The following is a 14279-nucleotide window of genomic DNA, read 5'->3' as shown; positions in this document are numbered from 1 at the left end:
CGCCCGCCAGGGCCTGGCCCTCGGCCGGGCGCTAGTCCTCCACCACCAGGTCCCCGCCGGGGACCCGTCCGGCCAGCTCCTTCCAGAAGCCGGCCCGGATCGCGTACCGGTCGTGCTCGTCGATCTGGTCGTCCTTGTGCGCGAGCAGGCCGAACCGGGCGGCGTAGCGGAGCAGTTCGCCGTCGACCCGGTGCGGGATGCGCGGGTAGTCGGGCCAGAGCGCGGTGAGCCGTTCGACGTCGCCGAGCCGCTCGGTCCAGCGGCGGGCGAAGACCTGGCCGACCTCGTGGGCGTCGCCGCCGATGGTGGTGATGTCCTCCTCCCGGTCGGCCCAGCGCTGTTCGGCGGTGGTGAGCTGAGCCAGGGTGGGCAGGCTGTCGCCGGCGGTGACGGCCTGCTCGGCGGCCGGCCGCTCGACCCAGCCCCGGTCGGAGGACCAGCGCAGTACCGGGCCGCTCGGGTGGTGGGCGGCGGCGGGCTGCGGGGCGGTGGCCCGCCCGGCGATGTCCTTGGGGGTGGGGACGACCTTGAGTGCGGTGGCGGCCGCCGCCTGGCGGCCGTTGGTCCCCGGCCCGGCGGCGGGCAGCGGACCGGCCGCGGACACCGGGCCGGCCGCCGGGACGACGCTGTGCGGGGCTGCGGGCGGGGCGGCGAGGATCTTGGCGATCTCGTGGCGCGGCCCGGGCGCGGGGAAGACCATGGAGGTCTCGCGCAGGCTGAACGAGCCCTCGATCCACTCCCGGTCCAGGACCCGCCGCTCGTCGGCCTCGCCGACCAGGTCCTCGGACTGGTTGAAGTCGCCGTCGGCGGCCTGGAGCGCCCAGAGGTGGACGACCACGCCGTGCTCCTTGGCGGACATCATGCCGGGCAGCAGGTCGCCGTCGCCGGTGATCAGCACGACGTCGGCGCAGGCGCGGTTGCGGGCGAGTTCGGAGAGCTCGGCGTGCATCGCGGCGTCCACGCCCTTCTGCACCCAGCGGCCCTCGGCCCGGGTGAGGGCGCCGAGCCGGACGGTCACCCGCGGCAGGACCCGCAGGCGGCGGTGCTCGGGCATCGGGCGGCGGTCGGGCGCCGCGTCGAACCAGTAGATCCGCAGCAGCGGCAGGCCGGTCTCGGCCTCGGCGCGCTCACGCAGGGCGGTGATCAGCGCGGTGTGGTCGACGGTGACCTTGGAGCGGGACGGATCCCCGGCGAGCAGGCTGGCGGCGGCGCCCAGCAGGTATCCGGCGTCCACCAGGACGACGCAGCGGTCCATCGCGCACCTCTTTTCGCTCGCCCTCGGGGTCAGGCGCCGCCACGGCCGGCGGTACCGGATGGGCGCGGTCCGCCCGGCGTTCGGGCCCGCGTGGGGTGAGGGGGAGCCCGTGGCCGCCCGATCGTTGGGTCACCTTTACCCCTGGTTCGCGCGCCGAACCTCGGCGTGTGTCGCGGTCCGGCAACGGGCGGCCGGGGCGCGGCGCCCCGTGAACGCACGGCGGGACCCCGTCCGCGGACGGGGTCCCGCCAGGGTGCGGCCGGGTGCGGCCGGGGTGTCAGCCCTTCAGCTCCGCGGCGACCAGCTCGGCCAGCTGGACGGCGTTGAGCGCGGCGCCCTTGCGCAGGTTGTCGTTGGAGACGAACAGCGACAGGCCGTTCTCGACCGTCTCGTCCGCCCGGATGCGGCCGACGTAGCTCGGGTCCCGGCCGGCGGCCTGGAGCGGGGTGGGGATGTCGCTCAGCTCGACGCCGGGGGCGCCGGAGAGCAGCTCGACCGCGCGCTCGGGGCTGATCGGGCGCTCGAAGCGGGCGTTGATCTGGAGCGAGTGGCCGGAGAAGACCGGGACGCGCACGCAGGTGCCGGCCACCTTCAGCCCGGGGATGCCGAGGATCTTGCGGCTCTCGTGGCGGAGCTTCTGCTCCTCGTCGGTCTCGTTGGAGCCGTCCTCGACGATGGAGCCGGCCAGCGGCAGCACGTTGAAGGCGATCGGGCGCTTGTAGACCTTGGGCTCGGGGAACTCCACCGCGGAGCCGTCGTGGGCGAGCGCGGAGGCGCCGTCCACGACCTTGGCGGCCTGGTCCTGGAGCTCGGCCACGCCGGCGACGCCGCTGCCGGAGACGGCCTGGTAGGTGGAGACGACCAGCGCGGCGAGGCCGGCCTCGTCGTGCAGCGGGCGCAGCACCGGCATGGCGGCCATGGTGGTGCAGTTCGGGTTGGCGATGATGCCCTTGGGACGGTCGGCGATCGCCTGCGGGTTGACCTCGGAGACGACCAGCGGGACCTCGGGGTCGCGGCGCCAGGCGGAGGAGTTGTCGATCACGACGGCGCCGGCCGCGGCGGCCTTCGGGGCGAGGGCCTTGGAGGTGGCGCCGCCGGCCGAGAAGATCACGATGTCCAGGCCGGAGTAGTCGGCCGTGGCGGCGTCCTCGACGGTGATCTCGGTGCCCTGCCAGGGCAGCGTGCGCCCGGCCGAACGGGCGGAGGCGAACAGCCGCAGCTGCTCGACCGGGCCCACCCCGCCGGGGAGGTCTGCGCGCTCCGCCAGGATCTCGCGGACCACGCCGCCGACCTGACCGGTGGCCCCCACAATGCCGATCTTCATTCCGACTACTCCTCTTGATGTTGCTGGTCACAGCCGCACTCCGCCCATCATGCCTTGTCACGCGGGAGGGGCGGCCTGGTATTCCACGGTGTGAGAGGCCGTGCCTCGTCTACCGGTCGAGACCACTCGCCAGTTCCAGTGCCGCGGCCACCTCCGCCGGGCCGGCCGGCAGCAGCGGCAGCCGGACGTCCGGGGTGGGGATCCGGCCCTGGGCGTGCAGCACGCCCTTGACGACGGCGGGGTTCGGCGCGGCGAAGGCGGCGGCCGCCAGGGCGGCGAGCCGGTGGCCCAGCGCGCGGGCCCGCCCGGCGTCCCCGGCCTCCCAGGCGTCGGCCAGCTCGACGAACCGCGCGGTGGCCAGGTGGGCGGAGGCCAGGATGCCGCCGGCGGCGCCCAGCGCCAGCATCGGCGCGAGGAAGACGTCCTCGCCGGTCAGGACGGCGAAGCCCGCGGGCCGGGCGGCGAGCAGCTCCACCGCGTCCTGGTCCAGCCCGCCGGTCGCGTACTTGACGCCCGCCACGCCGGGGACGGCGGCCAGCTCCAGCATCGCGGCGGCGGAGAGCGGCTGCCCGGTGCGGTACGGGATGTGGTAGACGATCAGCGGCACCGGGCTCGCCTCGGCCAGCGCCCGGAAGTGCGCGACCGTACCGGCCTCGCCCGCCCGCACGAAGGAGGGCACGGTGACCAGTGCGGCCGCCACCCCCGGTACCCGTTCGCGCAGCCCGGCGAGCTCCTCGGCGGCGGCCCGGGTGCCCGGCCCGCCCGCGCCGACCACCAGCCGCCCGCCGCGCTCGGCGCAGACGGCCGCGCAGACCTCGGTCACCGCACGCCGCTCGTCCGCGCTCAGCGTGGCCGGCTCGCCGGTGGTGCCGAGCGCCACCAGTCCGGCCGCGCCGTCGTCCAGCAGCGAGGCGGCCAGCTTCTCCAGCGCGTCCAGGGCCACCGAGCCGTCAGCGGCGAAGGGAGTGACCAGCGGGACGTAGATGCCCTTGAGAGTGGTGTGTTCCATGGCTCCGATCCTGCGGGCGCCGATCCCGCAGGTCCAGTTCACATTTCCGAGGCTTCTCGTAAGCTGGGCCGATGCTCGACGTCCGACGCCTGCGCCTGCTGCGCGAACTCGCCCACCTCGGCACCATCGCCGCCGTCGCCGAGGCGCTCTCGTTCAGCCCTTCGGCGGTATCCCAGCAGCTGTCCGTCCTGGAGAAGGAGGCCGGCGTCCCGCTGCTGGAGCGCACCGGCCGGCGGGTCGCGCTGACGCCGGCCGGGCTGGGCCTGGTCCGCCACGCCGAGGCCGTGCTGGAGCGCCTGGAGCAGGCGGACGCCGAACTCGCCCATGCGCGGCAGGGGTTGGCCGGGCCGCTGCGGATCGGCACCTACCCCTCGGCGGCCCGGGCGATCCTCCCCGCCCTCCTCGCCGAACTGGCCGGCTGGCACCCCGGCCTGGAGCCGATGGTGACGGAGGTGGACCCGGCCGCCGTCGCCGCGGCGCTGCGCGCGGGCGAGCTCGACGTGGCGCTGGTGCACGAGTACGACCTGGTGCCGGCCGACCCGGAGCCCGGCCTGGCGGTGACCCGCCCGGTCTTCACCGAGCCGATGTACCTGGCGGCGCTCGGCGCGGGCACGATCGCCGCGCAGCGCTCGGCGCCGTGGATCATGGCGCCGCCGGGCACGCTCTGCCACAGCATGGCCGTCCGGGCCTGCGAGAGCGCCGGGTTCGCACCGCGCATCCGGCACCAGATCGACGACTTCGCCACCGTGCTCGCCCTGGTCGCGGCCGGCCAGGGCGTGGCGCTGGTCCCCCACCTGGGCACCGCGCAGCCACCGCCCGGCGTCGTCCTCACCCGCCTGCCGATGTACCGCCGCACCCGGGCCGCCTTCCGCGCGGGCGCGGGCTCCCACCCGGCGATCTCGGCGTTCGTCTCGGCCCTCCATACCGCGGTGCCGCCGGGCCTCGGCGGCGGGTCGTAGCCGTCGGGGCCCGGCGTAGCCGTCGACGACCCGCCGCCGCGGGCGGTCTCAGCCCGCCAGGCAGCTCGGCCCGAGCAGCTGCTTGAGGTCCCCGAACAGCGCCGGGTCGGACTTCACCCGGTGCCGGTCCAGCCGCAGCACGGTGGTGCTGTCACCGCGCCGGAGGTGGACGTGCACCTCGGTGGTCCCCTTGTGGTGGGCCAGCACCTCACCGAGCCGGGTCACCACCGCCGGGTTGAGCCGGCTCTCGGCGATGGTGAGGGTGATCGGCAGCTGGGCGGCGACGTTGGTCAGGTCCGGGATGGCCAGCTCCATGCCCATCAGCCGCGGCACGTCCTCCCGCTTGTCCAGCTTGCCGCGGACGAACACCACGGAGTCCTCGACGAGTTGGGAGGAGACGAGCTGGTAGCTGGCCGGGAAGAACATGCAGTCGATCGAGCCGGCCAGGTCCTCGACGGTGGCGATCGCCCAGGCGTTGCCCTGCTTGGTCATCTTCCGCTGGAGGCCCGAGATGATGCCGCCGATGGTGACGATCGAGCCGTCCGGCCGCTCCGCGAGGTCGGCCACCGCGCAGTCCGCCTTGTCGGCGAGGAGGTGCTCGATGCCGTGCAGCGGGTGCGAGGAGACGTAGAGGCCGAGCATCTCCCGTTCCTGGGTGAGCAGGAAGGACTTGTCCCACTCCTCCTCGGAGAAGACGACGTCCAGCCCGAAGCTCGGCTCGTCGCTGACCGCGTCGCCACCGAAGAGGTCGAACTGGCCTTCGGCCTCCTTGCGCTTGACCCCGACGACGTTGTCGATCATCGGCTCGAACTGCGCGGTGAGGCCCTTGCGGGTGTGCCCGAGCGAGTCGAACGCGCCCGCCTTGATGAGGGATTCGACGGTCCGCTTGTTGCAGACCACCGACTCCACCTTCTCCAGGAAGTCCGGGAAGGAGCCGAACCTCCCCTTGGACTTCCGGGTGCGGATCATCGACTCCACCACCGGCCCGCCGACGTTGCGGATGGCGGTGAGGCCGAACCGCACCAGCTCGTCGCCGTGCGGGGTGAAGTCGGAGTCCGACTCGTTGACGTCCGGCGGCAGCACCTGGATGCCCATCTTGCGGCACTCGTTGAGGTAGACCGCCGACTTGTCCTTGTCGTCCTTCACGGAGGTGAGCAGACCGGACATGTACTCGGCCGGGTAGTTGGCCTTGAGGTAGGCCGTCCAGTACGAGACCAGCCCGTACCCGGCGGTGTGCGCCTTGTTGAACGCGTAGCCGGAGAAGGGGACGAGCACGTCCCACACCGCCTGGATCGCCGCGTCCGAGTAGCCGTGCTCCCGGCAGCCCTTCTGGAACGGGACGAACTCGGCCTCCAGGATCTCCTTCTTCTTCTTGCCCATGGCCCGGCGCAGCAGGTCGGCCTGGCCGAGCGAGTAGCCGGCCAGGATCTGCGCGGCCTTCTGCACCTGCTCCTGGTAGACGATCAGGCCGTAGGTCGGCTTGAGGATCTCCTCCAGGGGCTTCTCCAGCTCCGGGTGGATCGGGGTGATCTCCTGCTGGCCGTTCTTGCGCAGCGCGTAGTTGGTGTGCGAGTTGACGCCCATCGGGCCCGGCCGGTACAGCGCGAGGACGGCGGAGATGTCCTCGAAGTTGTCGGGCTTCATCAGGCGCAGCAGCGAGCGCATCGGCCCGCCGTCGAGCTGGAAGACGCCGAGCGTGTCGCCGCGGGCGAGCAGTTCGTAGGTGGGCTTGTCGTCGAGGGGCAGATCAAGGAGGTTGATCTTGACGCCCTTGTTCCGCTCGATCGCCTTGACGGCGTCGTCCATGATCGTCAGGTTGCGCAGGCCGAGGAAGTCCATCTTGAGAAGGCCGAGGCCCTCGCAGGTGGGGTAGTCGAACTGCGTGATGGTGACGCCGTCGGTGTGCCGGGTCCACACCGGGATGTGGTCGGTCAGCGGCTCGGCGGACATGATGACGCCGGCCGCGTGCACGCCGGGCTGGCGGATCAGGCCCTCGATGCCGCGGGCGGTGTCGATCACCTTGCGGACGTCCGGGTCGTTCTCGTAGAGCCCGCGGATCTCGCCGGCCTCGCCGTAGCGCGGGTGCGAGGAGTCGGTGATGCCGGAGAGCGGGATGCCCTTGCCCATGACGTCCGGCGGCATCGCCTTGGTGATCCGGTCGCCCATCGCGTACGGGTAGCCGAGGACGCGGGAGGAGTCCTTGATGGCGGCCTTCGCCTTGATGGTGCCGTACGTGACGATCATGGCGACCTTGTCGGAGCCCCACTTCTCCGTCACGTACCGGATCACGTCACCGCGCCGGCGCTCGTCGAAGTCGATGTCGACGTCGGGCATGGAGATGCGCTCGGGGTTGAGGAAGCGCTCGAAGATCAGGCCGTGCGGGATGGGGTCGAGGTCGGTGATGCCCATCGCGTACGCGACCAGCGAGCCGGCCGCCGAACCACGTCCGGGGCCCACCGCGATGCCCTGGCTCTTCGCCCACATGATGAAGTCGGCGACCACGAGGAAGTACGCCGGGAACCCCATCTGGATGATGGTGTCCATCTCGTACTCGGCGAGCTTCCTGTGCTCGTCGTCGTACCCGTTCGGGAAGCGCCAGTCCATGCCCTTCCACACCTGGGCCCTGAAGAAGTCCGCCTCGGACTCGTAGCCCTCCGGGATCGGGAAGCGCGGCATCAGGTTCTTGAACTCGAACATGCCGGTGGTGTCGACCCGCTGCGCCACCAGCAGTTGGCTGTTACGGCAGCCCTCCTGCCAGGCGTCCGAGGAGTCCAGCGCGTACATCTCGGCGGCCGACTTGATGTAGTAGCCGGTGCCGTCGAAGCGGAAGCGGTCCGGGTCGGAGAGGTTCTTGCCGGTCTGCACGCAGAGCAGCAGGTCGTGGGCGCCGGCGTCGGACTCGGTGGTGTAGTGCGAGTCGTTGGTGACCACCGGCGGGATGTCCAGCTTCCGGCCGATCTCGATCAGCCCGTCGCGGACCCGCTTCTCGATGTCGAGGCCGTGGTCCATCAGCTCCAGGAAGTAGTTCTCCTTGCCGAAGATCTCCTGGTAGTCGGCGGCGGACCGCAGCGCCTCGTCGAACTGGCCGAGCCGGAGCCGGGTCTGCACCTCGCCGGAGGGGCAGCCGGTGGTGGCCATCAGGCCGGCCGCGTGCTCGGAGATGATCTCCTTGTCCATCCGGGGCCACTTCACCAGCCAGCCCTCGGCGTAGGAGCGCGAGGTCAGCTTGAAGAGGTTGTGCAGGCCCTCCTTGTTCCGGGCCCAGATGGTCTTGTGGGTGTAGGCGCCGGACGCGGAGACGTCGTCCTTCTTCTGGTGCGGCTGGCCCCAGAGGATGCGCTTGGTGTTGGAGCGGGACTCCGGCGCGACGTACGCCTCGATGCCGATCACCGGGGTGATGCCCGCGGCGGTGGCCTGCTTGTGGAACTCGGCGGCGCCGTACATGTTGCCGTGGTCGGTCATCGCGACATGGGTCTGGCCCAGCCGTTCGACCTCCTTGAACAACTGCTTCAGCCGGGCGGCACCGTCCAGCATCGAGTACTCGGTGTGGACGTGCAGGTGCGCGTACGGCTGGTCGCTCAAGGCGGGGCCTCCGGAGGCTCGTGCTGTCTGGCTGGCCGGCGAACGCGCAGGTCACGAAGGGCCCTGGAAACATATGAGGTCCGAGCCGCCTCACCAGGGGCCCGGACCCGCTCTCACACGTTCACGGTCCTACTCTAGCCTTCGCCCAAGCCCGGATCGCTTCGAGCCAGGCCCTCCACCCGCTCCAAGAGGACGCCCTTCATGCCCCTCCCGCAGCCCACCGCCACCGACCGCGCCGAGACCATACTCGGCGTCTTCGACACGGCCTTCGGCGACCTGCTCGCCAAGGATCCGGCGGCCTTCCGGGTCAAGTTCCGGAAGATGGCCGCCTCCGCCTTCGCCTTCTACCGGGGCACCGCCGGGCTCTACTACGCGGACCTCACCTCCTCGCCCTTCGACGCCTACGGGACGCCGTTCCTGGACGAGCGCACCAGCCGGGTCTGGATCCACGGCGACCTGCACGCGGAGAACTTCGGCACCTACCTGAACTCCGAGGGCCGCCTGGTCTTCAACGTCAACGACTTCGACGAGGCCTACGTCGGCGCCTTCACCTGGGACGTCCAGCGCCTGGCCGCCTCGCTCGCCCTGATCGGCTACGCCAAGGCGCTCTCCGACGGGACGATCACCCAGCTGGTCACCGCCTTCGCCGACGCGTACCGGTCGCGCATCGCCGCCCACGTCACCTCCGGCGACGCCGATCCGTACACCCTTGACACCGCCACCGGCCCGGTCCTGGAGACCCTGCGCGAGGCCCGCCTCCAGACTCGGGTCGCGCTCCTCGACGGCGACACCGTCGTCGAGGGCTACGACCGCCGCTTCCGCCTCGGCGGCGGCGCGATCGAGCTCGACGAGCCCACCAAGGCCGAGGTGCTGGCCGCCTTCGACGCCTACCTGGCCACCCTGCCGCCGGCCTCCCGGACCCGCCCGGAGTCGCTCAAGGTCAAGGACGTGGTCGGCCGCCGGGGCATCGGCATCGGCTCGGCGGGTCTGCCCTCGTACAACCTGCTGCTGGAGGGCCACACCGACGCCCTCGAGAACGACGTGATCATCTACATGAAGCAGGGCCAGACCCCTGCCGTGTCGCGTCACGTCACCGACCCGGCGATCGCCGGCTACTTCGAGCACGAGGGCCACCGCACGGTCATCTCCCAGCGCGCCCTCCAGGCGCACAGCGACCCGTGGCTCGGGTACACCACCCTGCACGGCCGCGGCCAGCTGGTCGCCGAGGTCTCCCCGTACGCCACCGACCTCGACTGGACGGACCTCAACGAGCTGTCCGACCTGCTCGCCGTCACCGAGTACCTCGGCCGGGCCACCGCCACCATGCACGCGGCGGCCGACGAGTCCTCCAGCGGCCACACCCTGGTGCCGTTCTCCACCGAGCACGCCATCCACGAGGCGATCGCGCGCGACGAGGCCGGGTTCACCCGGATGCTGGTCGACTTCGCGCACGCGTACGGGGCCCGGGCCCGCGCCGACCACCAGCTGTTCGTGGACCTCTACCGCAACGGCCGGATCCCCGGCCTGTAGGGCCCACCGGCCTGACGGGTCCCGGCCTGTAGGGCTCGCCCGACGGGCTCAGGCCCGACGGGCTCAGGGGGTCAGGGCCGCCAGCCGCTCCCCGGCGGCGGCCCTGACCCCGGCCTCCTCCATCGGGTCGTCCCGCAGGTAGGCCAGCCGCTCCCGCACCTCGGGCCGGTCCGGAGCGTGCGCCACCCCGAGCAGCCGGGCGTCCTCCTCGCAGTCCCAGAGGCACTCCACGTGGACCGACTCCAGCCCCGCCGGGCCGATCTCCGCCAACGCCTCCAGGTAGGCCGCCCGCTCGTAGGAGTGCGGCGTCCACAGCCAGAACCGCCGCAGCAGCGACACCGCCTCCGCCGCCCCGGGCCCGAACCGGGCCAGCCCGCGCGCCGTGTACATCGGCCCGGCCCAGGTGCGCGCCACCCAGTCCCGCTCCAGAGCGGCCACCAGCATGGGAACGTCCTCGGCCTCCCCGTGCTCGGCCAGCACCTGGCACCCGAGCGCGACCAGCCACGGCTTCCCGGTGCCCGCCCACTCCCGGGCGGCGGGCACGGCCGGCGCCCCGAGCCCGCGAACCACGGCGGGCAGCCGCGGCAGTGCGAGCGCACCGTCCGCCGCCCCCAGCGACGGCACCAGCGGGACGAGGCCCGGCTCCGGCGCCCGGGCGGCCAGTGCGCCGAGCGCGGTCACCTTGCGGTTCTCCGGCGCGGCCGGATCGGCGAGCAGCTCCAGCAGTCGCGCGCTCGCCACCTCCGGCATCGGGTCCCGCAAGCCCACCGCGCGCCCGGGCCGCGGCGCGGCGGAGCCCCAGCGGTCCCACGGTTCACCCCACCGGTCCTCCGGGTGCCCCTTCAGCCGCTCCCGCGCCGGGCCCGCGAGGTCGTCCCACCACTCCACCGGCCAGGCCCCGGCCACGGACTCCAGCACGGCCGCCCAGTGCTCGCCCTCCCGGACGTGGGCCCGCAGGGCCTCCCGGGCCTCCACCGAGCCGTCGAGGGCCAGCAGCTCCAGCACCCGGGCGGCCCGCTCGCAGGCGTCCTCGCCGTGGGCCAGCAGCTCGATCACGGGCCCGAGCGGCAGCTCCAGGTCCCGCAGCAGCCTGGCCAGGTACAGGTGCCGGTCGTCCGTCTGCCGGTCCCACCGCCAGTCCCACCGCAGGCACCCGTACACCAGCCCGGCGGCCGCCGCCGGGTCCTCCGCCGCCATCCGCGCGCCCAGCCCCCGCCCCCGCTGCAACAGCCCGGGCAGGGTGTGCGCCGGCGCGTGCTCGTATCTCCGCTCTGCCACGGCTCCATCGTCCCCCAGCCCCCGGCACGCACGGGCCCCGGGGGCCGGGGACAGGTCCGGGGGCGGCGTCCGGTGCCGCGCCGGGCCGGCCTGCGTAAGCGCCGCCGGTCAGCGCGCGGGGCCGGTGCCCTCCGGCAGGCGCGCCACCACGAGGGCGACGGCCTCCTCCGCGGTGTCGAAGCACGCGACGGGCTCCCCGTCGTGCCACACGGCGTACCGGCCCTCGTGGTTCGGGTCGACCGTGCCCCCGACCTTCGCCTTCCACGGCGTCTCGACGCCGGTGGAGAACCAGAGGTTGAAGTGGCTGTTGACCGGCATCAGCCGCCGGAGCACCGGCTGGGCGTACGCGGCCGCCAGCAACGCGTGGGGGCGGGGGTGCCGGTCGTAGGGCGGCAGGTGGACGCGGTCCAGCTTGATCATCCACATCAGCTCGACCGGGTCGAGCGGCGCCCGCTCCTGGGCGAGGGCCCACTCCCGGAACCGCACGAACGGCGCGGCCGCCGCGGTCGCCTCCAGGCCCGCGCCCCCCATCCACGCCGCCGTCGCGCCGACCACCTCGGCCACGTCCCCGGTCAGCCCGCCGGCCAGCGGGGCGCCGTGGCCGTTGAAACGCGCCTGGTAGGGGTGGCCCGACCGTGGCGGGTACACGACCACCCGCCGACCGGTCTCGTCGTCCTTGAACTCGACGATCCGCTCCCACGCCCCCGCCGGCTCCGGCAGCCCGACCCCGAGCTCCTCCGCCGTGCGCCTCAGCAACGCCGCCAGCGGCACCGCGTCCTCGTCCTCGTCCTCGTCCCCACCAAGCCCCACCGAAGAGTTCGCCATGCCCCCAGTCTGCCCAGCCCCCGCGGCGACCGTCCCGGAACCCGAGGATCCGCGCGGGACGCCGCCCGGCGGCGCCCCCGGCTGTCGGGCCACCGCGGCCCTCAGCCCTCCTGCTCGTCCAGCTCGGCCAGGAAGTCCAGCGCCACCGCCCAGGTCTGCTCCGCCGCCTCGGCGTCGTAGTCGGGCAGCTCCGGGTCGGTGTAGACGTGCCCGGCGCCCCGGTAGCGGTGGATCTCGATGTCGGCGCCGGCCCGCCGCATCCCCAGGTACCAGGCGTTCAGCCAGTCCTCGGGCTCGAACGGGTCCGGCTCGGCGATGTGCAGCTGGACGGGGATGGAGGTGGCCGCGTCCTCGCGGATGTCGGAGGTGCCGTGCAGGAGCAGCAGGCCGAGCGCCTTCTCGTCGGCCAGGGCGAGGTTCTGCGCGAGCGAGCCGCCGAGCGAGAAGCCCGCGTAGACGAGCGCGTCGCCCGAGCCGAGCAGCGGGGCGGCCGCACCCACGGCCCGGCGCAGCAGTTCGTCGCTGCCGAGCTCCTCCTTGTACGCCATGCCCTCCTCGACGTCGTCGAAGGTGCGGCCCTCGAACAGGTCGGGGGTGTGCACGGTGTGCCCGGCGGCGCGCAGCCGGTCGGCGGCGGCGTGGACGGCGGGGCGCAGGCCGTACACGGAGTGCAGAAGCAGGATCTGGGCCACGGGGAACTTCCTTGCGACAGAGGGCGGATCGTTCACCATCATCGCGCATGGCCGCGGGGTGGCCGCGTGCGGCCGAGCCGGTGGCGGGACGTCACGTCGCGGTGAATCGGCGACAAACAGTCAGTTCAACGTATGGAACGGACCATTACCGACCGGTAGCCTGTCGGCCGTGACTGACCTTGTCGATGACATGACCGCCGCCCGCCCGCGCCGCCGCCAGGTGCTGAAGGCCACCGCCATCGTGGCCGGTGCCGCCGCCGTGCCGCTGGCCCTCGGCACCGCGGCCGAGGCCGCGACCGCCCCGCAGTTCCTCCACGGCGTCGCCTCCGGCGACCCCCTCCCCGACGGCATCCTGCTCTGGACCCGGGTCACCCCGACCCCCGAGGCCGTCCCCGGCTCCGCCACCGGCCCCGACACCGAGGTGCGTTGGGAGCTGGCCACCGACAAGGCCTTCACCCGGATCGCGGCCAGCGGCACGGTGACCGCCACCGCAGCCTCCGACCACACCGTCAAGGCCGACGTCCGCGGCCTGACCGCGGACACCACCTTCTGGTACCGCTTCACCGCCGGCGCCACCGTCTCCCCCGTCGGCCGCACCCACACCACCCCGGCCACCGACGCCGCCCTCGACCGCCTCCGCTTCGGCGTGGCCTCCTGCGCCAACTGGGAGGCCGGCTACTTCTCCGCCTACCGCCACCTCGCGGCCCGCGGCGACCTCGACGCCTTCCTCTTCCTCGGCGACTACATCTACGAGTACAAGAGCGGCGAGTTCTGCGCCCGCGGCACCGTGGTGCGCCCGCACGCCCCGGCGCACGAGATCCTCAACCTGGCCGACTACCGTACCCGGCACGGCCGTTACAAGACCGACGAGGACCTCCAGACGCTGCACGCGCAGATCCCGACGATCGCGATCTGGGACGACCACGAGTTCGCCAACGACGCCTGGTCCGGCGGCGCCGAGAACCACACCCCGGGCACCGAGGGCGACTGGGCCGACCGCATGGCCGCCGCCAAGCAGGCCTACTTCGAGTGGATGCCGGTCCGCCCGTCCGTCGCCGGCACCACCTACCGCCGCCTGCGCTACGGCAAGCTGGCCGACCTGCACCTGATGGACCAGCGCTCGTTCCGCTCCCAGCAGGTCAAGGTCGGCAACGGCGACGTCGACTCGGCCGACCGCACCATCACCGGCCGGGCCCAGATGGACTGGCTGAAGGCCGGTCTCAGCGCCTCCGACACCACATGGCGGCTGATCGGCAACGAGGTGATGATCTCGCCGGTCGCCTTCTTCTCGCTGCCCGACTACATCCTGCGGCCGCTGGCCAAGCTGCTCGGCCTGCCCGGCGAGGGCCTGGCCGTCAACACCGACCAGTGGGACGGCTACACCCACGACCGCCGCGAGCTGCTCGGCCACCTCACGTCGAACGGCATCACCAACACCGTCTTCCTCACCGGCGACATCCACTCCGCCTGGGCCGCGGACGTCCCGAACGAGGCCGCCACGTACCCGCTCTCCGGCAGCGCCGCCACCGAGTTCGTGGTCACCTCGGTCACCTCGGACAACATCGACGACATCCTCAAGGTGGCTCCGCAGACCGTCTCGCTGGCCGCCGCCGCCGCGATCAAGGCGGGCAACCGCCACATCAAGTGGGTCGACCTGGACTCGCACGGCTACGGCGTCCTGGACATCACCCCGGGCCAGACGCAGATGGACTACTACGTGCTCTCGGACCGGACCCGCAAGGACGCCACCTCCTCGTGGACGCGCTCCTACCGCACCAAGTCCGGCACCCAGCAGATCGAGCGGGTCTACTCCCCCGTCAAGTGA

The 14279-nt window shown here is 72.9% G+C and carries 10 protein-coding genes; 3 read left to right on the top strand and 7 right to left on the bottom strand.

From position 1 onward, the window contains the following. Positions 1-31: 31 nt before the first annotated feature. From J5Y04_RS12125 to J5Y04_RS12115, 3 genes are all read right to left on the bottom strand, one after another. Positions 32-1255: an NYN domain-containing protein gene (locus J5Y04_RS12125; RefSeq protein WP_209411976.1), complete on the bottom strand. Its 1224-nt coding sequence runs from the start codon at positions 1253-1255 to the stop codon at positions 32-34. Positions 1256-1532: 277 nt separating this feature from the next. Further along, positions 1533-2579 (bottom strand): aspartate-semialdehyde dehydrogenase, encoded by a 1047-nt coding sequence (locus J5Y04_RS12120; protein WP_209411975.1) that lies wholly within the window; start codon positions 2577-2579, stop codon positions 1533-1535. 109 nt (positions 2580-2688) lie between these two features. Beyond that, entirely contained in the window at positions 2689-3588 is a 900-nt protein-coding gene (locus tag J5Y04_RS12115) for a dihydrodipicolinate synthase family protein (RefSeq protein ID WP_209411974.1), read from the bottom strand. 71 nt (positions 3589-3659) lie between these two features. On the opposite strand from J5Y04_RS12115, the gene J5Y04_RS12110 reads away from it, so the two are divergent. After that, positions 3660-4547 (top strand): LysR family transcriptional regulator, encoded by an 888-nt coding sequence (locus J5Y04_RS12110; RefSeq protein WP_209411973.1) that lies wholly within the window; start codon positions 3660-3662, stop codon positions 4545-4547. A gap of 48 nt (positions 4548-4595) precedes the next feature. On the opposite strand, the gene dnaE is transcribed toward J5Y04_RS12110, so the two are convergent. Continuing rightward, entirely contained in the window at positions 4596-8129 is a 3534-nt protein-coding gene (gene dnaE / locus J5Y04_RS12105) for a DNA polymerase III subunit alpha (RefSeq protein WP_209411972.1), read from the bottom strand. A 201-nt stretch (positions 8130-8330) separates the two neighbouring features. Here dnaE and J5Y04_RS12100 point away from each other — a divergent pair, with 201 nt between their 5' ends. Further along, positions 8331-9659 carry a DUF2252 domain-containing protein gene (locus J5Y04_RS12100; protein ID WP_209411971.1) on the top strand — a complete coding sequence of 443 codons (1329 nt, stop codon included), beginning with the start codon at positions 8331-8333 and terminating at the stop codon, positions 9657-9659. Between the two features lie 63 nt (positions 9660-9722). Here J5Y04_RS12100 and J5Y04_RS12095 read toward each other — a convergent pair whose 3' ends face one another. The 3 genes from J5Y04_RS12095 to J5Y04_RS12085 all read right to left on the bottom strand — a co-directional run bounded on the left by J5Y04_RS12095 (position 9723) and on the right by J5Y04_RS12085 (position 12493). Then, complete coding sequence (locus J5Y04_RS12095) at positions 9723-10937, bottom strand: hypothetical protein (RefSeq protein ID WP_209411970.1); 1215 nt, start codon at positions 10935-10937, stop codon at positions 9723-9725. A 108-nt stretch (positions 10938-11045) separates the two neighbouring features. Further along, positions 11046-11762 (bottom strand): DUF6193 family natural product biosynthesis protein, encoded by a 717-nt coding sequence (locus tag J5Y04_RS12090; protein WP_209411969.1) that lies wholly within the window; start codon positions 11760-11762, stop codon positions 11046-11048. A gap of 101 nt (positions 11763-11863) precedes the next feature. Continuing rightward, complete coding sequence (locus J5Y04_RS12085) at positions 11864-12493, bottom strand: dienelactone hydrolase family protein (protein WP_209412112.1); 630 nt, start codon at positions 12491-12493, stop codon at positions 11864-11866. Between the two features lie 151 nt (positions 12494-12644). Here J5Y04_RS12085 and J5Y04_RS12080 point away from each other — a divergent pair, with 151 nt between their 5' ends. Next, positions 12645-14279, top strand: coding sequence for an alkaline phosphatase (locus J5Y04_RS12080; protein WP_209412111.1), 1635 nt, complete (start codon positions 12645-12647; stop codon positions 14277-14279).

The organism is Kitasatospora sp. RG8 (assembly GCF_017813315.1).
Lineage (GTDB): Bacteria > Actinomycetota > Actinomycetes > Streptomycetales > Streptomycetaceae > Kitasatospora.
Note: the sequence above shows the minus strand (reverse complement) of the source record. Positions and strands in the feature narration are given on the sequence as shown.

Bases quoted from the DNA above. Each gene is read 5' to 3' on its own strand.
- J5Y04_RS12115 (WP_209411974.1), bottom strand. From the start codon at position 3,588: ATGGAACACACCACTCTCAAGGGCATCTACGTCCCGCTGGTCACTCCC.
- J5Y04_RS12085 (WP_209412112.1), bottom strand. From the start codon at position 12,493: ATGGTGAACGATCCGCCCTCTGTCGCAAGGAAGTTCCCCGTGGCCCAG.
- J5Y04_RS12110 (WP_209411973.1), top strand. From the start codon at position 3,660: ATGCTCGACGTCCGACGCCTGCGCCTGCTGCGCGAACTCGCCCACCTC.
- J5Y04_RS12090 (WP_209411969.1), bottom strand. From the start codon at position 11,762: ATGGCGAACTCTTCGGTGGGGCTTGGTGGGGACGAGGACGAGGACGAG.
- J5Y04_RS12120 (WP_209411975.1), bottom strand. From the start codon at position 2,579: ATGAAGATCGGCATTGTGGGGGCCACCGGTCAGGTCGGCGGCGTGGTC.
- J5Y04_RS12080 (WP_209412111.1), top strand. From the start codon at position 12,645: ATGACCGCCGCCCGCCCGCGCCGCCGCCAGGTGCTGAAGGCCACCGCC.
- J5Y04_RS12100 (WP_209411971.1), top strand. From the start codon at position 8,331: ATGCCCCTCCCGCAGCCCACCGCCACCGACCGCGCCGAGACCATACTC.
- J5Y04_RS12125 (WP_209411976.1), bottom strand. From the start codon at position 1,255: ATGGACCGCTGCGTCGTCCTGGTGGACGCCGGATACCTGCTGGGCGCC.